Origin of the sequence: Klebsiella sp. BIGb0132, from assembly GCF_024810075.1 — a bacterium.
Lineage (GTDB): Bacteria > Pseudomonadota > Gammaproteobacteria > Enterobacterales > Enterobacteriaceae > Klebsiella > Klebsiella terrigena.
Genome location: NZ_JANUDW010000008.1, coordinates 193,459 through 211,415, shown reverse-complemented (window position 1 = coordinate 211,415; position 17,957 = coordinate 193,459). Strand labels below are relative to the sequence as shown.

Here is a 17,957-nt window from a genome sequence, read left to right as displayed (position 1 = left end):
GGGCGAGGCTACCGGCGTTCCCGCCAGCCGCAGAGAACGGTGCAGGCGTTTGGCCAGCCCGAACGCCTGGGCCGCGAAGTGGAAACCTTTCTGGACGATAGCTGCTGAACGATAGCGCCATGTGAGAGAGCAGAACTATTAAACGCTGCTTATCGATTGGTATTTTTATATTCAGCCGCACGCGACGTTTTCCTGAAACAATCCCTTTTTCCGTCGTTGATGGAGGCCAGCCTGCCGAAACGATACGTCATATCTTATCGCTGAGGGTAAAACAAGCGGCGCTTGAGAGAAGGCAATATCGGCAGCAGGATTGGCGCTAAACTCCTCCCACAGTTGAGAATATATCGTCGGCAGAGATAAATGATGCGACATTCTCTTCTCCCGTCAGCGCTGAATAGCACCAGTAACGATCTAATATGTGCGGTGTATACGATATTTTATACATATAAATAAGATTTATGTGTTAGTTTTTGTATTTGTAATAATGATAATTACTCAGGAGTTATTTGGTCGGTTATGAGGGACAATGATTTTTTCAGCTGGCGGCGGGAAATGCTGCAACAATTTCAGGCAATTTCGGCGGGAGAGGGGGTTTATAATCTCCTGCAGCAGCAGGCGAAAGAGCTGGAATACGATTATTTTGCTCTCTTCGTGCGCCATCCCGTGCCCTTTACGCGCCCTAAGGTGACGCTGCAGACGACCTATCCGCAGGCGTGGATGGCGCAATATCAAGCCGAGAACTATTTCGCCATCGATCCGGTGCTGCGACCGGAAAATTTTCTTCGCGGTCACCTGCCGTGGAACGACGGGCTATTCCGTGACGCCCCGCAGCTCTGGGACGGCGCGCGCGATCACGGGCTGGTGAAGGGGATTACTCAGTGCCTCACCTTACCCAACCACGCGCAGGGCTTTCTTTCGGTCTCAGGGCAGAATCGTAGCGCCGGGCCCTATCCGGCAGACGAATTAGAAATGCGTTTGAGAATGCTGATTGAGCTCAGCCTGTTGACGCTGTTACGCCTGCAGGACGCGATGGTGATGCCGCCGGAAATGAAGTTCAGCCGGCGTGAACTGGAGATTTTGAAATGGACTGCGGAAGGGAAGACCTCGGCAGAGGTCGCGATAATTCTGTCTATCTCAGAAAATACCGTCAATTTTCATCAGAAAAATATGCAACGAAAATTCAACGCACCGAATAAAACGCAAATAGCCTGCTATGCGGTCGCCACCGGCTTAATTTGAGCTAGCCCATCGTTCTGCGTGCCAGGCGTGAAACCGGCTGTCAGTTATACTTTCAGCCGGTTTATTGTTACTGACGGTAAGCCTGTTTAATTTGCTTAACGGTGCTGGAGAATACGGCAGCCTGAGCCTCATCTTCCATCTGCGTGATTTGCCTTTCCATCTTAATAATCACCCGACCCGCATCGGCCTGGCCCATGGCCTGGAGCATCAGCGTCAGCAGCGTTTTCAGGCAGGTCACTTCCTGCGCCAGTTCTTGATTATTTTCTGCAGTGGAAAAATCTGGTGTGCTCATCGATATCCTCGTTTGCTATCGGCGCTTTTGCGCAATACTAAATCTTAAAGCGGCGCAGTATACCACAAGCGGCAGAAAAAAAAGGAGCGCGTAATTTGCGTTCTCTGATCGGAGCTGTGACGGGTTTAATTGCCTGAATAAGGCCCGCTTCGGCGCCTGCAAATTGTTAATTTTTGGTATGATTTTTAGAGTTAATTATTGTTACATATTTTCTTTCGTATTTATCAACTACGTATTATGTTGTGTTTATTACGTTTTCTGTATGACGAATGTTAAAAATGCGACCTTATACAACTCTCTGTTATGTATGGGTTTCCACCAGGTGTGCAAACAACTTGCCATAAAGGACAGATAAATCCTCTGCAGAACACTTTTGGCTTTTAAAATTACGCCAAAACCCGGTAATATGGGTTCGATAAGCTATCCGTTGTGTTATCCCTAATTCTGGAGATTATTCCTTTGATCAACGTCCTTCTTGTTGATGACCACGAACTGGTGCGCGCAGGGATACGACGCATTCTGGAAGATATAAAAGGGATTAACGTCGTGGGCGAATGTTGCTGCGGCGAGGATGCCGTTAAATGGTGTCGGGCTAATCCCGTTGACGTAGTCCTGATGGACATGAATATGCCCGGGATCGGCGGTCTTGAGGCAACGCGTAAAATTGCGCGCGCCATTGTCGATACCAAAGTCATTATGCTCACCGTGCATACCGAAAACCCGCTGCCGGCGAAGGTGATGCAGGCAGGCGCTGCGGGCTACCTGAGTAAAGGCGCCGCGCCACAGGAAGTGGTCAATGCGATTCGCTGCGTGGCATCAGGTCAGCGCTATATCGCTTCGGATATCGCCCAGCAGATGGCGCTCAGCCAGATCGAGCCGGAAAAAACGGAATCGCCGTTTGCCAGTTTGTCTGAACGAGAATTGCAGATTATGCTGATGATCACTAAAGGTCAGAAGGTCAATGAGATCTCAGAGCAGCTGAATCTGAGTCCCAAGACGGTGAACAGCTATCGCTATCGGATGTTCAGTAAATTAAACATCCACGGTGACGTTGAGCTGACCCACCTGGCAATCCGCCATGGCCTGTGTAATGCGGAGTCGTTAGCAAGTCTGTGAGTGATGTTTTTGATGCCAAAGCTTTCCTGAAGACAGTAACCAGCCAGCCGGGCGTCTATCGGATGTACGATGCTGGCGGTATCGTTATTTACGTTGGTAAAGCAAAAGACCTGAAAAAGCGGCTAAGCAGCTATTTTCGCAGCAACCTGGCTTCGCGTAAAACCGAAGCCCTGGTGGCGCTGATAGCGCAAATAGACGTGACGGTAACCCATACCGAAACGGAAGCTCTGCTGCTTGAACATAACTATATCAAGCTGTATCAGCCGCGCTATAACGTGCTGCTGCGCGATGACAAATCCTATCCCTTTATTTTTCTCAGCGCCGATACCCATCCGCGGCTGGCGACCCATCGCGGCGCTAAGCACGCTAAAGGGGAATATTTTGGTCCTTTCCCGAACGGCTATGCGGTTCGCGAAACCTTAGCGCTGCTGCAAAAAATCTTCCCCGTTCGCCAGTGCGAAAATAGCGTCTATCGCAACCGCTCGCGTCCGTGTCTGCAGTATCAGATTGGCCGCTGCCTCGGCCCTTGCGTGGCGGGGCTGGTTAGCGAGGAGGAGTATGCCCAGCAGGTTGAATACGTGCGGCTGTTCCTTGCCGGCAAAGACGATCAGGTCCTGACGCAGCTTATTGCCCGCATGGAGAAGGCCAGCCAGGCGCTGGAGTTTGAAGAGGCGGCGCGCATTCGCGATCAGATCCAGGCCGTGCGTCGGGTGACGGAGAAGCAGTTTGTCTCAAATAATGGTGACGATATGGACGTTATTGGCGTCGCCTTTGATTCGGGCATGGCCTGCGTTCACGTGCTGTTTATTCGCCAGGGGAAGGTGCTGGGTAGCCGCAGCTATTTCCCTAAGGTCCCCGGCGGCACCGAGCTTGGGGAAGTGGTGGAGACCTTCGTCGGCCAGTTCTACCTGCAGGGGAGCCAGATGCGCACCCTGCCGGGGGAGATTCTGCTCGACTTTAACCTTGGCGACAAAACCCTGCTCGCCGACTCGCTCTCCGAGCTGGCGGGGCGGCGCGTGAATGTGCAGACGAAACCCCGCGGCGATCGCGCGCGCTATCTTAAGCTGGCGCGCACCAATGCCGCGACGGCGCTGACGACCAAATTGTCCCAGCAGTCCACCATCCATCAGCGCCTGCAGGCGCTGGCGACGCTGCTCAAGCTGCCGGCGGTGAAGCGCATGGAGTGCTTTGATATCAGCCACACGATGGGCGAGCAGACCGTCGCCTCGTGCGTGGTATTTGACAGCAACGGGCCGCTGCGCGCCGAGTATCGCCGCTACAATATTACCGGGATCACGCCGGGGGATGACTATGCGGCGATGAATCAGGTTCTGCGCCGGCGCTACGGTAAAGCTATCGAAGAGAACAAGATCCCCGACGTTATCCTGATAGATGGCGGTAAAGGGCAGCTTGGGCAGGCGAAAAGCGTGTTTGCCGAGCTGGACGTGGCCTGGGATAAACATCATCCTCTATTATTAGGGGTAGCAAAAGGTAGCGATCGTAAGGCGGGCCTGGAAACGCTATTCTTTGAGCCCGAGGGCGAAGGTTTTAGCCTGCCGCCGGACTCTCCCGCGCTGCACGTCATTCAGCATATCCGCGATGAGTCGCACGATCATGCCATCGCCGGGCATCGTAAAAAGCGGGCAAAAGTGAAAAGTACCAGCACGCTGGAGACTATCGAAGGAGTGGGGCCAAAGCGTCGGCAGATGCTGCTGAAGTATATGGGCGGTCTGCAGGGGCTACAGCAAGCCAGCGTCGAAGAGATAGCCAAAGTACCGGGTATATCTCACGGTCTGGCAGAAAAGATCTTCTACTCGTTGAAACATTAGGGGCTCTGTAGCAACATAGGGCTAATTTTTACTTCTAACAGATAGTTACCCGTCACTATGCAATTTAATATCCCTACATTGCTTACTCTGTTTCGCGTCATCCTGATACCGTTCTTTGTGCTGGCGTTTTACCTTCCCGTGGTATGGGCACCGTTTGCCTGTGCGCTGATCTTCTTTGTCGCCGCGGTAACCGACTGGTTTGATGGTTATCTGGCGCGCCGCTGGAATCAGAGCACTCGTTTTGGCGCGTTTCTCGACCCGGTAGCGGATAAGGTCATGGTGGCAATTGCGATGGTGCTGGTTGCCGAGCATTACCACACCTGGTGGGTCACTCTGCCGGCGGCGACGATGATCGCCCGTGAAATCATTATCTCTGCCCTGCGCGAATGGATGGCCGAGCTGGGTAAACGCAGCAGCGTAGCGGTTTCCTGGATCGGTAAAGTCAAAACGACGGCGCAAATGACGGCGCTGGTGTGGATGCTGTGGCGGCCAAATGAGTGGGTTGAAGGGGCAGGGATCGTGCTGTTCCTCGTTGCGGCGGTGCTGACGCTGTGGTCGATGCTGCAATATTTGAACGCGGCGCGCGGCGATTTGCTTGATCAGTGATCGTTTCGGCGTAATTTTCAGCAAACGACGCAAGGTTTTAAAAAATATCGTTGACTCATTGCGCCAGGTAAGTAGAATGCATCGCATCGAACGGCAGTACGGCTTGCCAGACGATAACAAAATCAAGTGATTAGCAAATTAGCTTGATAATGCGGGAATAGCTCAGTTGGTAGAGCACGACCTTGCCAAGGTCGGGGTCGCGAGTTCGAGTCTCGTTTCCCGCTCCAGTTTAAAAGCATCGGCAGTTGCGGGTGTTGCAGCATTAAAGGCGCGTTAGCAAAGCGGTTATGTAGCGGATTGCAAATCCGTCTAGTCCGGTTCGACTCCGGAACGCGCCTCCAATTTACATCCCGAGCCCGGATGGTGGAATCGGTAGACACAAGGGATTTAAAATCCCTCGGCCATAGGCTGTACGAGTTCAAGTCTCGTTCCGGGTACCATTGGGATTATAGAATAAAATCAATGATAAGCAGTGTCGTGAAACCACCTACGGGTGGTTTTTTCATGTCTGCAGCACGCCATTCATAGTATCACTTCATCATATTATCCTGCCCTTCAGCCGGTCCCCTCGTAGCGCGAGGCTTCCCCCGGCAACCCTGTTACTATCCGTAAGGTCGCACCGACTAAAAAAGCACAAGGAATTCTGATGCCCGCTTCAGGCCAGACTAAAAGCCGCAAAATATTTATTGGTGATATTCATGGCCAGTACGGCAAGCTTTCCGCCCTGCTGGCCCATCTGCGATCCCGGGAAGACCTGCATCGCAGCCGGCTGATTTTTGTCGGCGATCTTATTGATAATCAGCCGGGGAGCCACATCGACCATCCGTCGGTGCTGGAACAGGTGAGGGGAGAGGTGGCCGCGGGGCGCGCCATTTGCCTGATGGGCAATCATGAATTTAACGCCGTTGGCTGGCTGATGCGCCATCCGCAGACGGCTCAGCCCCTGCGTCCGCATACGGCGAATAACCGCCGTCAGCATCAGGCCTTCCTCAACGACGTCGCGGAAGGCAGCGCTCAGCACCTGCTGTGGGTCGAGTGGTTTAAAACCCTGCCGCTGTTCATTGATTTTGGCGATATCCGTGCGGTGCACGCCTGCTGGGACGAGAGCGCCATTGCCCGGCTTCGCCCGTGGCTCGACGAAGAGAACCGGCTGAAGCCGGAGAGCTGGGTACACGCCTTCGATAAACAGCACGAGCTGTTCCGCCTGCTGGAGACGATACTCAAGGGGCCAGAGCTGGCGCTGCCTGCAGGCTACAGCTTCGAGGATAAAACCGGGATCGAGCGGCGCCATATTCGCATCCGCTGGTGGCTTAACGAGGCAACAACCTACCGGCAGATTGCCCAGGTTCAGCCCGAGATGGTTAGCAGCATCCCGGATATGGCGCTGGAAAAAAACGCTTACCTTTTGCCCGAGGTTCCGGTTGTCGTTGGGCACTATACCCTATCTGGCGAACCGGCGGCGCTGAGCGAGCGGGTAGTGTGCGTTGACTATAATGCGGCAAAAGCGAACCATCCGCTGCGGGCGTGGATTTATGACGCCGGCCAGACGGAGGTGGCAAACGGGCGCTTCGTCAGCGTTTGAGGCTGATATTCCGCTTAAGGGCAGAGCTATAGCGATGACGCCCGGCGGTCAAGCCCTCAGTTTTCTGCGGCACATTTCGGGAAAACTGCGGTAAAATAGCGCTCCGGCGCGCGCCTGCGGCCGGATAAATCGCCTTTGGGACAATATGCCGTCACGGCAATAATAATTATTTTTAATGAGGGATCTTATGGCCACGTTGCTTGAAAGCTACGGTAACTGTTTTCTCAAATATGCCACCTTTCGCGGCCGCTCGGCGCGCAAAGAGTACGCCGTATTTACCGTCGCTAACTTTGTGCTGTCCGCGGTACTGGGGCTGATCCCGGTTATCGGCGGGCTGTTTAGCCTGATTATTATTATTCCGGGTATCGCGGTGGCGGTACGACGCCTGCACGATCTGAACAAATCCGGCTGGTGGCTGCTGGCGCCTTTCCTGATCCTGATTATCGGCCTGATTGGCGTTGCCGGCACCGTAGAAGAGGGTGGGGCGGCGGTATGGGTATGGCTGATGGTTGCTGGCGGAATCATCTCACTGGTGATGTCTATCTGGCTACTGTTTGCCCGAGGCACCGACGGGGCTAACCGCTTTGGCGACGTTCAGCAGGATAACGGCGACAGCGCACCTCCCGGCGCGCAGAGCGCCCCGGTTTCTTCCGCCGAAGATGTCAGAGAGCGCCTGGCCCAGGCAACAAAGATGCGCGATGACGGTACGATCAGCGAAAGTGAATATGAAACGATGCGCTCAAGCATTATTAAGGATATTTAACCCGCGCAGAATGGCCGCGCCGGGTGGTTTTCTCCCGGCATTTCCGCTACTGTATGCGCCATTTTTCTAAGACGACGAGCCTGTTTATGAAAACCGGACCCCTGAACGAAAGCGAACTTGAATGGCTGGACGATATCCTGTCGAAATACGCCACCGACGGCGCCATCCTTGATGTCTCCGAGCTTGATGGCCTGCTGACGGCGATCCTCTCCGGGCCAGCCGAGATTGAACCCGCCCAGTGGCTGCTGGCTATCTGGGGCGGTGCCGACAACGTACCGCGCTGGGCCAACGATCGCGAGCGTGACCGCTTCGTTAACCTCACCCTGCAGCATATGAGCGATGTTGCCGAGCGCCTGGACGACTATCCGGAGCAGTTCGAGCCGCTGTTTGGCACGCGGGAAGAGGAAGGCCAGGAGCTGACTATCGTTGGCGAGTGGTGCTTTGGCTACATGCGCGGCGTCGGCCTGGGTAGCTGGACCGCTTTACCGGCGGAGCTGCAGGCCGAGCTCGATATCATCGCTTTGCACGGGACGGAAGCGCAGTTCCCGGCGGTTGAAGCGCTCTCCGTCGATGATTTTCTCGCCAGCGTAGAGCGTATTAAACCCGCGGCGCTGGCGCTTTATCAATACTGGACAGAGCATGCGCAGCCGGCAGAGGTACCGCAGCCGATCAGAAATGATGCCAAAGTTGGACGTAACGATCCCTGCCCGTGCGGCAGCGGTAAGAAATATAAGCAGTGCTGCTTAGCGAAATAAAATAAGGGGCCGACAGGCCCCTTACTCTTTTATCCGACGGCAGGTAACGCGCCGATCGCGATACAAAACTGAATCAACACGATAGCGATACCGCACAGCAGGACCAGCCACAGCGCCGGCGTTCCGCCGATAACCCGCCACGTCGCGTGCGGATGCTGCTGACGACTCTTCATGACCAGCAGCGCAGGCAGCATCAGTGCCAGCACGGCGAGGGCAACGCCCGCATAGCCCAGCGCCATGACGAAGCCGCGAGGGTAGAACAGCGAGAAGGCCAGCGGCGGCACAAAGGTGATGACGCCGCTTTGCACGCGCCCGCCCGGCGTATTTTTACGCTGAAACAGGTCGGCCAGATAATCAAATAACCCCAACGCGACGCCGAGGAACGACGTGGCCAGCGCCAGATCGGCAAACAGATGCACCGCCAGCTCAACGTGCGGTGAGGCGACGACTTCTCTGATAGCCTCCAGCAGACCGTTCAGACCCGCATGCTGTCCCAGAAGGGCGGCAAAGGTTGGAGAGCTAATGCTGCCCAGCGTCGCCAGCTGCCAGAAAATATAGGCCACCAGTGGGATAAAGCTGCCGATGATAAACACCCGCCGCAGCTTACGAATATCGCCGTTAAGGTAGCTGACGATGCTCGGTACGCTGCCGTGAAAACCAAAAGAGGTAAAGATAACCGGGATTGCCGAGAGCGCCAGCCCCTGCTGAAGCGGTAGGGTCAGCAGGTTTATCTGATGAATGTGCGGCAGCAGCAGGGCCAGCATAATGGCGAGAAAAATAATCTTGGCGCTGAATAAAAAGCGGTTGAACAGATCGACCAGCGAGGTCCCGAGGCAAACCACCGCTCCGCCAATACCGGTAAACAGCAGCACCCCGCCCGCCGGCGGAAGATCCCACTGCAGCCACTGGTTCAGGCTGGAGGCCAACAGCTCTCCCGCGCCGCTGATGTAGGCGGCGGTCAGGGCGTACATCAGGAACAGCATGCAAAAACCGGTGATCCACTGCCCGTAGCGCCCGAGATAGCGGGCGGCGAGCGAGCCCAGCCCCATATCCGCCGGTACGTGCTGATAGACCTCCAGCAGCAGCAGCGCGGTATAGCACATCAAAGCCCACAGGGCGATCAGCAGCCCGAGCGTGACGCCGAAGCCGACCCCAGCGGATGCCAAAGGCATTGCCAGCATCCCTGCGCCAATAGTGGTCCCTGCTACGATTAAAATACTACCTAGAGTGCGGTTCTTCACGTTTCTCTCTATCCATGAAGGAATTAACAATAAAATATGTCGCGCAGAGTATGTGAAATCAGCAGATTCGTCAAATGAGGGTTACAGTGCTTGTCAGTAAAAGTTTACACTCCGGAAGCCGCGCTAATGCTGCGCTGGCGCAAAGCCTGAAACCATAAGGTGGTTTATCGTGGATGCTTTACAGGAGGAGTTATGCAATCTATTCACGGTCATGAAGTACTGCAGATGATGATCGCTTCGGGCGAAGCCTACAGCATTGCCAGCCTGGAAGCGGCGATAGTCGCTCGCTTTGGTGACGAGGCCCGTTTTCACACCTGTTCGGCGGAAAACCTCACCGCTGGGGAGCTGGTGATATTTCTACAGAAGAAGGGCAAGTTTATTGCCGCAGACACCGGGTTTAATACCAGCGAAAGTAAAATCTGTCAGCATTAGCGGGGCGACAATGCCGAAGCATCGTCGCCGGCATAATTATTTCTGCGTATCGAGCGTTGCCAGATCTTTATCAATAAAGTACAAGCCTTCGCCGCTTTTACCGGCGAGGGTCAGTTTATCAATAACGGATTTAAACAGTTTCTCTTCTTCGTGCTGCTCGGCAACATACCACTGCAGGAAATTAAAGGTCGGATAGTCCTGTGCAGACATCGCGGCGTGGGCCAGGGCGTTAATTTGCTGCGTAATCAGCTGCTCGTGTTCGTAGGTAACGCGGAACAGCTCATCCAGCGATGCGTACTCGGCAAACGGCGAGGCAATGGCGTTGATGCAAGGCAGGCTGCCGGTGTCGGTCAGGTAGTCGAACAGGCGCTGCATATGGGTCATCTCTTCCTGAGCGTGACGACGAAGAAACGCCGCCGCACCTTCGAAGCTATGGTAGCTGCACCACGCGCTCATTTGCTGATAAAGCAAAGAGGAATAGAGTTCAAGGTTCATCTGCTCATTGAGCTTATCGATCATTTCTGTTTTCAGCATAGCGCGTGCTCCGAAAATATAGGTAATTAAGATTATTGTGCGCTCACTATAATTTGTTATTTATTTATTTGCAAAAAGTAAATTAAAAACTTCATTTATTAAAAATGCAAATGGGAATAAAACGCATTGGCAATTTAATAATTAATGAGAATGGTTTTAATTGATATTTAATAAATAGCGCCGAGACAGCTCAATATGCGTAACCGAATGACGAGCGGCTGAGGGCCCCGCGCGGGTTTTGTCGATCGGCGAGCGGCAGGGAGGCGGAGGCGCAAAGAGCGGGGGGCGGGGTTAGCGGGCAAAAGTGTGAAGCGCTACGTAATTTATAAAACAACTTTTCATAAAATTTGAAAGTGTGTTTGTTAAGTAGTAATGTCATACCAACGTTAACGACCTATCGCGGAAGTACCCGCAAAGCATTCAGGAGAGTAAAGCATGAAAATTGCACTGATGATGGAAAACAGCCAGGCAAACAAAAATGCCATCATCCTCAACGAGCTCAACGCCGTTGCCGACGAGAAAGGCTTCCCGGTTTACAACGTGGGTATGAGCGATGAGCACGATCATCACCTGACCTATATTCATCTGGGCATCATGGCCAGCATTCTGCTGAATTCCAAAGCGGCGGACTTCGTGGTCACCGGCTGCGGCACCGGTCAGGGCGCGCTGATGTCTTTGAATATCCATCCGGGCGTGGTGTGCGGCTACTGTATCGATCCTGCCGACGCTTTCCTGTTTGCCCAGATCAACAACGGCAACGCGCTCTCTCTGCCGTTTGCGAAAGGTTTCGGCTGGGGCGCAGAGCTGAACGTGCGCTTTATTTTCGAAAAAGCGTTCACCGGCCGCAACGGGGAAGGCTATCCGCCGGAGCGTAAAGAGCCGCAGGTGCGCAATGCCGGTATTCTGAATACGGTGAAAGCGGCGGTGGTGAAAGATAATTACCTCGACACCCTGCGCGCTATCGACCCGGAACTGGTTAAAACCGCCGTCTCAGGTCCGCGCTTCCAGCAGTGCTTCTTCGAGAATTGCCAGGTCAAAGAGATCGAAGCGTTCGTTCGCCACATCGTCGGTTAATCATCGGTAAGGCCAGCCGCGGCTGGCCTTACTTTCGCCTACGCTTCCTTGTTCGACACGCTGCTTCCGGCATCCGCCTTCAGCTTCAGGCTATCCACCATTCCCACCAGACAAATCAGCGCAATAAACACAAACGACAGTCGAAAGCTGATGCCTGGCAGCGTCGACAGGCTTAGCCATTCGCTCAGATTTTCCCCAATACGAATACCTATCGCGCCAAGCGTTATCCCCAAACCAACCGCCAGCTGCGACGCGGTGCTGAACAGGGTGTTGGCGTAGCTCATCTGCGGGGAGGGCACATCGGCAAAGGCCAGTGTGCTGATGCCGGTGAACTGAATCGATCGAAAAACGCCGCCGAGGAACAGGATCAGCAGGATTAACCACACCGGCGTTTGCGGAGTCAAAAATGCGCAGGCGAGCAGCGACAGAACGTTGAGCGCGCCGTTAATCAGCAGCAGGCGGCGAAAGCCGAGCCAGCGGATAAGCGGCGTGGTGGCGGGTTTAATCGTGAAGTTACCGACGAACACGGCGAGCACCAGCAGCCCCGAGTGGAACGGATCCATGCCGAATCCCACCTGGAACAGCAGCGGCAGCAGAAAAGGCACGGCGCTGATGGAGGCGCGAAACAGCGAGCCGCCGTACATGGTGACCCTGAATGTGGGGACCTGTAGCGCATCGAGGCGTACCATGGGCCAGGCGGCGCGGCGGAAGTGGCGCAGGGAGAACAGCATGCAGCCGATCCCAAGCCCCAGCAGCGCCAGGGTCTTCCAGCCCTCGGGCCGGTTGTCGCCGAGGATCTCCATGGCGCTGACCAGGCTGACCATGGCAACCGAGGTGGCCAGGAAGCCGGGAAGGTCGAACGGACGCCGCTCCTCCTCGCGAATATCGGGAATAATGCGCAGCGACAGCGCCATCGCCGCGAGACCCAGCGGGACGTTAATAAAGAAAATCCAGTGCCAGCTGGCGTAGCTGGTAATAAATCCGCCGAGCGGCGGGCCAATAATCGGCGCCACCAGCGCCGGCCAGGTCAGCGTCGCAATGGCCTTAATCAGCTGGTGCTTCGGGGTGGTACGCAGCACCGCCAGCCGGCCGACCGGGACCATCAACGCGCCGCCCATTCCCTGCAGAATACGCATGGCAACGAAGGTATCGACATTGCTGGAAAGGCCGCAAAACACCGAGGCAAGGGTAAAAATCGCCAGCGCGAGGGTGAAGACCCTGCGCGCGCCGAAACGATCGGCTATCCAGCCGCTGGCCGGGATCAACACCGCCAGCGTAATCAGATAGGCGCTGATCCCGATGTTGAGATCCACCGCCGCCACGCCAAAATCTTTCGCCATGTCCGGTAGCGCGGTGGCGATCACCGTTCCGTCGAGAAACTCCATGAAAAAGGCCCCGGCGACCAGCAGCGCTGGCGCCGAGAACGCCCGGTCTTCCCGGGCGGAGATGTTTGTCGTCATTATGTTGTTGCCATAGCCTGCTGAGATTGCGGGCAGGAGAGGGGGAACGCTCCGGCTCCGCTCGTTTTTTTAAATTTAAAATTCAGTCTGCAATTATTTTTGTGATTTGGCGCACATTTAAATTGATTTTTGTGATGTCGGTCATATTATAGTCGAACGAGCATTAACACCTGCATAACAAAAACGGAGTGACGCCATGAAGCTGCGCAAGATTCTGAAAAGCATTTTTGACACCTACTGCAAGACCTTCAAAGATGTGCCGCCGGCCGGCATGTTCTGATAAAAAAACCTGCTGCGGCAGGTTTTTTTATCTCAGCTGATTTAGGGTACTATTACGCTCCTGCAAAAAGGAGCAAAAAATGTCTCAACACCTTACCGAACAAGACGAGCTGGTTTCCGACGTGGTTGCCTGTCAGCTGGTTATCAAACAGATCCTCGATGTCATTGACGTTATCGCCCCTGTAGAGGTGCGCGAAAAGATGGCAACTCAGCTTAAGGCGATTGATTTTTCAAGCCATCCTTCATCGTCCGACCCGGTTACGATGCGTGCGGTGCAAAAAGCGATTGCCCTGATTGAGCTGAAGTTCACCCCGCAAAGCGAAGCCCACTAATTGGTTCTACCCCGCCAGACGTGGTGGCGGGGTGTCCATCAGGCCTGGTGGGAGGCTGCGGAACGGGCCGGGGCCGCCTCTTCACTCCTAAACAGCTTGCTGTTACCCCAGCACTCTTCGTAGCGATGGCCGACGAGATCCTCAACGACAACCCGTACCTCCGGCGCGATATCGCCGATTTTGCCTCCCGCTTTAATCCGCGCAACCTCCTGTAAGACCACCATATGGGCTTTGCGATCCAGCTTCATCTGCTTGCTGAAGACGATCGCGGCCAGAGCCAGCAGCACCACTCCGCTACAGAACACCACGGCAATCGCCGTAACCGCGCTTTCCGGCTGGGTGTGCGCCTTCGACTGGAAGCCGTAGAAGCTGAGAATAGCCCCCATGGTGAAGACGATGATCGAGCGTAGTATTTTTCCGGAGAAGGTCATGGCGCCGGCATAAATTCCCTCGCGACGGCGGCCGGTGTAAATCTCATCCACATCGGCAAGGAAGGTATAAACGGTCCACGGGATGTAATACACGCCGCCGGTTCCGAGGCCAAACAGGACGGTGATCCCGAACATCAGCACGGTAGCGAGGTGCGCCGGCAGATGGAAAAACCACAGCGAGGTGTAGAGCAGTACCGAGAAAATAACCACGCCCAGCGCGAGGATATAGGGCTTGCTGAAGCCTTTTTTCACGCACAGTCCGATGAACAGCGCGGTAGAGACCAGCTGCAGAATTGAGTTCAGGCTGTTCAGCCCGGCAACCATCGCCGGATCGTGCTGCAGAACGAAGATAACAAAATAGGTAAAGATGGAGGCGAACAGCCATTCCGCGCCGAAGCCACACAGGTACATGCCGAGATGCTTGCGGAAGACGCGTAAATAAAAGGTCGAGCGCATATCTTTAGCCAGCAGCAGCAGCGTATTGAGCAGCCCTCTCTTCTCGCTGACGCTGCTCTCCTCTTCCCGCGGACGCTCCCAGCTGCAGTACCACAGGCAGGAGATAGCGACGATCAGAATGATGCCGTAGGTCAGGCCGGTCAGGAAGAACGGGGTGGCGGAATCTTTGCCGTACAGCAGGATGAACTGGCCCGGAATAAAGGCCGCGAGGAAGTTTGCCAGCTTGCCAAAAATGGCTTTATAACCGGTGAGCTTAGAACGTAACGAGAAATCGTCGGTCATTTCGGTGGCCAACGTTTCGTAAGGCACCATGATTGAGGTATAAATGATTTCGAAGATCACGTAGGTGCTGAGGTAGTACCAAAAGCCGAGGCCCTCTACCCACAGCAGCGGGTAAAACATCATCAGCGGAATGCCGATGAGCAAAAAGAAGCGCCGCCGGCCAAAGCGTTTGCCGAGCCGGGTTTTACCGAAGTTATCCGTAAGATAGCCCATTAACGGGTTGCTGATGGCGTCGATAATGCTGGCGATCGAGAAAATTAACGAGGCCTCGATCAGCGTCAGCCCGCAAAATGTCGTATAAAAATAGAGTAACCAGGCGCCGCTGATTGCCAGCGCGCCGCTCCCCAGTAAGTTGCCGCCGCCGTAGGCGAGCTGATGGCGTAACAAAATCGGTCTTCCCTGCAGCCCTTGCGAGGCTGAAGCCGCGTATCTTGCCATTAATATAAACCTCTTGTTTTAAATTTTTGAAACAGTGTTTTTATATTATTAACTCACGGCTTAAAAAGTGATCCCCGTCACTAATCATCGGTCAGGCGATTTAGCTGCGCAGTAATGCGATCGGCTTAAAAGTTTTTAATGCTTTTTAGGAATAACAAACGGCAGCGGAGCGCCAAAATGTCAGGATGGGGGAGCGTGCGGGCCATGCGGGAGGAGGCCAGAAGCGATGCCGAAGGCTGGCCGCTGGGCTCTAAGACGGGACGGGCAAGGGCGATGGTGGAACGGAGCAGGCGGTGAATTATCGGGCACCGTTCATTAATAGCCTGAAAGGTGCCCTATCGCGGTGGTTCCTTCTGACTTTGCCAGCCTGAAGGCGTTTGCCTAAGCCGGATTAATGGCGCTGCTGCGCCACCAGATCCATCAGGCGGCGGTCCGTTTGCTGCAGACAGATACCGGCTTTATCGGCGCTACGTACTTCGTCGAGAACGGTTTGCAGGAGAATACCGTCCTGCTGCTGCTCTTTCTCTAAAAGGGTCAAAAAGCGCCAGGTGGAATCATCGCTTTGCGCTTTAGCTTCTTCTGCCAGACCGGCGAGCAGGCTGCTGCGCTGTTCATAGTCGGCAAGAGTCTGGGTAAACAGATCTTCGAGGGAGCTGCACTCCTGACGATAGGTACCTTCGGCCTTCACGATAGGCCACTCGCCGCCCTTTTTCATAAATTCGAATACCCGCATCATCAGCGTGACGCTGGACTGCGCCTGAGTGCGGAGAAACGTCGCGGTGCCGTTCAGGCGCTGCTGTGCACACCATTCGCTCAGATGCAGATACGAGTTCGAGGCGCGGAACTCAAGATTCATCTGGTTATTCAGCTTTTGAGCCATTCCTGCAACTACCATAAAATATCCTTATTAATCTGCAAGGGGGTCTTCGCGGGTTAAGAGCTTTCGCCCCCAACAGCTTCATTACGAGACCTTCACACGAAACTTTACTGGCGGAATAATATAATTCCGTGCTCTCCATGAGTGGCCAGAAATGATATTTCCGATAGCCACAAATATAGAATACTCTCAGAATTTACTTAAGAAAACTCTTAACCGGAAGGATTTACGTTTAGTTACACCATCCGCTGATAGCGGGCTATTGATTAGCATCTTTATTAAATTGGCTGTCACTTAACTACTTGATTATATTTTAATTTTAACGATGCATTTGCAAGGTTTATCAAACAATTCACTCGTATTACGTAGGTGTATGATATTTATATGAGCAGTGCTTAATTAAAATAAACGCCTCTTATGTTTGACCGCGTCATTTAATTGTCACGGTTCTGCTGGCGCAACATTGCGCTGGATCATTTTTTAATTTTTATTGCTGAACATCGGGAAATAATATTTCAGGGCGATGACGATTGTGTCAAAAAATCGTGATGCCGTGCGTAGCGCCTGACATCGCCGGAAGGAGGGGGTGGGGGAGGGCAACCGCTGGCGCCGATTGCGGGTCCGCATGCCCGGCGCGCTGCGCTCAATGCGTCACAGGGATAACTCTGCTGATGATATGGATAATACTGCTTATGACTGCGCTAATTGTCTGACAATTAGCGCTTTTTTTATGGCTTTTTTCGCTGAATTTATGCACTCAATTACTGTAATTCCGCGATGTGATAACGCTCTCGTATGGAGAATTGATTTCCGGCTATTACTATTTCAACAACGGCATCGTTGGATGAGATTTTTCTAATACCTTGTTTTAAGTCTGATAAAAATTTTTAGTTCCGATATTTCCCTACATAAAAGCGAATTTAAGCTGGAGTTTACCATGCACAAATTTACTAAAGCGCTGGCAGCGATCGGTCTCGCTGCGGTTATGTCACAATCAGCTATGGCGGAAACGCTTAAGCTCGGCTTTTTGGTCAAGCAGCCGGAAGAGCCGTGGTTTCAAACTGAATGGAAGTTTGCCGATAAGGCCGGTAAAGATTTAGGTTTTGAGGTTATTAAAATCGCCGTTCCGGACGGCGAAAAAACGCTTAACGCGATCGACAGCCTGGCCGCCAGCGGCGCGAAGGGGTTTGTTATTTGTACGCCGGATCCGAAGCTCGGGGCGGCGATTGTCGCCAAAGCTCGCGGCTATGACATGAAGGTCATCACCGTCGACGATCAGTTCGTTAACGCCAAAGGCAAACCGATGGAGAGCGTTCCGCTGGTGATGATGGCGGCCAGCGAGATTGGCGCTCGTCAGGGCCAGGAGCTCTATAAAGAGATGCAAAAACGCGGCTGGGACGTGAAGGATACCGGGGTGATGGCGATTACCGCCGATGAGCTCGATACCGCGCGTCGCCGCACCACCGGTTCGCTGGATGCGCTGAAAGCCGCCGGCTTCCCGGATAAACAGATCTACCGCGTGCCGACGAAATCCAACGATATCCCCGGCGCCTTCGATGCCGGCAACTCGATGCTGGTCCAGCACCCGCAGGTCAAACACTGGCTGATCGTCGGGATGAACGATAACACCGTCCTGGGCGGCGTTCGTGCAACCGAAGGGCAGGGCTTCAAGGCTCCGGATGTAATCGGTATCGGTATTAACGGCGTGGATGCGGTCAACGAGCTCTCCAAGGCGCAGGCCACCGGCTTCTACGGCTCTCTGCTGCCGAGCCCGGATATTCACGGCTACAAAACCAGCGAGATGCTCTACAACTGGGTAACCAAGGGCGCCGAACCGCCGAAATTCACGGCGGTCACCGACGTGGTGTTGATTACCCGCGATAACTTCAAAGAAGAGCTGGCGAAAAAAGGGCTGTAAGGCCTGCTAACCATGCCTCCC

18 protein-coding genes and 3 tRNA genes are annotated in these 17,957 nt (G+C 54.1%); 15 read left to right on the top strand and 6 right to left on the bottom strand.

Features of this window, described 5'->3' with window-relative positions:
* The first annotated feature begins 516 nt into the window (after positions 1 to 516).
* Positions 517 to 1,239: a transcriptional regulator SdiA gene (gene sdiA, locus M2416_RS20720; RefSeq protein ID WP_076947301.1), complete on the top strand. Its 723-nt coding sequence runs from the start codon at positions 517 to 519 to the stop codon at positions 1,237 to 1,239.
* 67 nt (positions 1,240 to 1,306) lie between these two features.
* On the opposite strand, the gene M2416_RS20715 is transcribed toward sdiA, so the two are convergent.
* Positions 1,307 to 1,531, bottom strand: coding sequence for a DUF2594 family protein (locus M2416_RS20715; protein ID WP_041146272.1), 225 nt, complete (start codon positions 1,529 to 1,531; stop codon positions 1,307 to 1,309).
* A gap of 459 nt (positions 1,532 to 1,990) precedes the next feature.
* Here M2416_RS20715 and uvrY point away from each other — a divergent pair, with 459 nt between their 5' ends.
* The 9 genes from uvrY to M2416_RS20670 all read left to right on the top strand — a co-directional run bounded on the left by uvrY (position 1,991) and on the right by M2416_RS20670 (position 8,182).
* Complete coding sequence (gene uvrY, locus M2416_RS20710) at positions 1,991 to 2,647, top strand: UvrY/SirA/GacA family response regulator transcription factor (RefSeq protein WP_041146271.1); 657 nt, start codon at positions 1,991 to 1,993, stop codon at positions 2,645 to 2,647.
* Positions 2,644 to 4,476, top strand: coding sequence for an excinuclease ABC subunit UvrC (uvrC, locus tag M2416_RS20705; RefSeq protein WP_076947303.1), 1,833 nt, complete (start codon positions 2,644 to 2,646; stop codon positions 4,474 to 4,476). Before uvrY ends, uvrC begins: the two co-directional genes overlap by 4 nt.
* Positions 4,477 to 4,533: 57 nt before the next feature.
* Positions 4,534 to 5,082, top strand: a complete 549-nt coding sequence (pgsA, locus tag M2416_RS20700; protein ID WP_041146269.1) for a CDP-diacylglycerol--glycerol-3-phosphate 3-phosphatidyltransferase — start codon at positions 4,534 to 4,536, stop codon at positions 5,080 to 5,082.
* 151 nt (positions 5,083 to 5,233) lie between these two features.
* Positions 5,234 to 5,309, top strand: a tRNA-Gly gene (locus tag M2416_RS20695).
* A gap of 40 nt (positions 5,310 to 5,349) precedes the next feature.
* Positions 5,350 to 5,423, top strand: a tRNA-Cys gene (locus M2416_RS20690).
* Positions 5,424 to 5,436: 13 nt separating this feature from the next.
* A tRNA-Leu gene (locus M2416_RS20685) sits at positions 5,437 to 5,522 on the top strand.
* A gap of 206 nt (positions 5,523 to 5,728) precedes the next feature.
* Positions 5,729 to 6,664 carry a metallophosphoesterase gene (locus M2416_RS20680; protein ID WP_076947304.1) on the top strand — a complete coding sequence of 312 codons (936 nt, stop codon included), beginning with the start codon at positions 5,729 to 5,731 and terminating at the stop codon, positions 6,662 to 6,664.
* A 187-nt stretch (positions 6,665 to 6,851) separates the two neighbouring features.
* On the top strand, positions 6,852 to 7,427 hold the full coding sequence (locus M2416_RS20675) for a DUF805 domain-containing protein (protein ID WP_259226449.1): 576 nt from the start codon (positions 6,852 to 6,854) through the stop codon (positions 7,425 to 7,427).
* Positions 7,428 to 7,513: 86 nt separating this feature from the next.
* Positions 7,514 to 8,182 (top strand): YecA/YgfB family protein, encoded by a 669-nt coding sequence (locus tag M2416_RS20670; protein WP_045859644.1) that lies wholly within the window; start codon positions 7,514 to 7,516, stop codon positions 8,180 to 8,182.
* A gap of 29 nt (positions 8,183 to 8,211) precedes the next feature.
* On the opposite strand, the gene tyrP is transcribed toward M2416_RS20670, so the two are convergent.
* Positions 8,212 to 9,423 carry a tyrosine transporter TyrP gene (gene tyrP / locus M2416_RS20665; protein WP_259226448.1) on the bottom strand — a complete coding sequence of 404 codons (1,212 nt, stop codon included), beginning with the start codon at positions 9,421 to 9,423 and terminating at the stop codon, positions 8,212 to 8,214.
* 192 nt (positions 9,424 to 9,615) lie between these two features.
* Here tyrP and M2416_RS20660 point away from each other — a divergent pair, with 192 nt between their 5' ends.
* Complete coding sequence (locus M2416_RS20660; RefSeq protein WP_259226447.1) at positions 9,616 to 9,855, top strand: YecH family metal-binding protein; 240 nt, start codon at positions 9,616 to 9,618, stop codon at positions 9,853 to 9,855.
* 36 nt (positions 9,856 to 9,891) lie between these two features.
* Here M2416_RS20660 and ftnA read toward each other — a convergent pair whose 3' ends face one another.
* Entirely contained in the window at positions 9,892 to 10,389 is a 498-nt protein-coding gene (gene ftnA / locus M2416_RS20655; RefSeq protein WP_045859271.1) for a non-heme ferritin, read from the bottom strand.
* 435 nt (positions 10,390 to 10,824) lie between these two features.
* On the opposite strand from ftnA, the gene M2416_RS20650 reads away from it, so the two are divergent.
* A complete protein-coding gene (locus tag M2416_RS20650) occupies positions 10,825 to 11,463 on the top strand; it encodes an RpiB/LacA/LacB family sugar-phosphate isomerase (RefSeq protein WP_259226446.1) in 639 nt (212 codons plus the stop codon).
* A gap of 38 nt (positions 11,464 to 11,501) precedes the next feature.
* On the opposite strand, the gene M2416_RS20645 is transcribed toward M2416_RS20650, so the two are convergent.
* Positions 11,502 to 12,923, bottom strand: a complete 1,422-nt coding sequence (locus M2416_RS20645) for an MFS transporter (RefSeq protein ID WP_259226445.1) — start codon at positions 12,921 to 12,923, stop codon at positions 11,502 to 11,504.
* A 196-nt stretch (positions 12,924 to 13,119) separates the two neighbouring features.
* On the opposite strand from M2416_RS20645, the gene azuC reads away from it, so the two are divergent.
* Together azuC and M2416_RS20635 are read left to right on the top strand one after the other, a co-directional pair.
* On the top strand, positions 13,120 to 13,203 hold the full coding sequence (gene azuC, locus M2416_RS20640; protein WP_113771133.1) for a stress response protein AzuC: 84 nt from the start codon (positions 13,120 to 13,122) through the stop codon (positions 13,201 to 13,203).
* A gap of 79 nt (positions 13,204 to 13,282) precedes the next feature.
* Positions 13,283 to 13,534, top strand: coding sequence for a DUF2766 family protein (locus M2416_RS20635; protein ID WP_041146262.1), 252 nt, complete (start codon positions 13,283 to 13,285; stop codon positions 13,532 to 13,534).
* A 38-nt stretch (positions 13,535 to 13,572) separates the two neighbouring features.
* Here M2416_RS20635 and M2416_RS20630 read toward each other — a convergent pair whose 3' ends face one another.
* Together M2416_RS20630 and M2416_RS20625 are read right to left on the bottom strand one after the other, a co-directional pair.
* The gene (locus M2416_RS20630) at positions 13,573 to 15,090 is read right to left on the bottom strand and encodes an MFS transporter (protein WP_175636986.1); all 1,518 of its coding nucleotides are present in this window, start codon (positions 15,088 to 15,090) and stop codon (positions 13,573 to 13,575) included.
* Positions 15,091 to 15,532: 442 nt separating this feature from the next.
* Positions 15,533 to 16,036, bottom strand: a complete 504-nt coding sequence (locus M2416_RS20625) for a non-heme ferritin-like protein (RefSeq protein ID WP_259226444.1) — start codon at positions 16,034 to 16,036, stop codon at positions 15,533 to 15,535.
* Positions 16,037 to 16,955: 919 nt separating this feature from the next.
* Here M2416_RS20625 and M2416_RS20620 point away from each other — a divergent pair.
* The gene (locus tag M2416_RS20620) at positions 16,956 to 17,936 is read left to right on the top strand and encodes an arabinose ABC transporter substrate-binding protein (RefSeq protein WP_041146259.1); all 981 of its coding nucleotides are present in this window, start codon (positions 16,956 to 16,958) and stop codon (positions 17,934 to 17,936) included.
* Positions 17,937 to 17,957 lie beyond the last annotated feature (21 nt).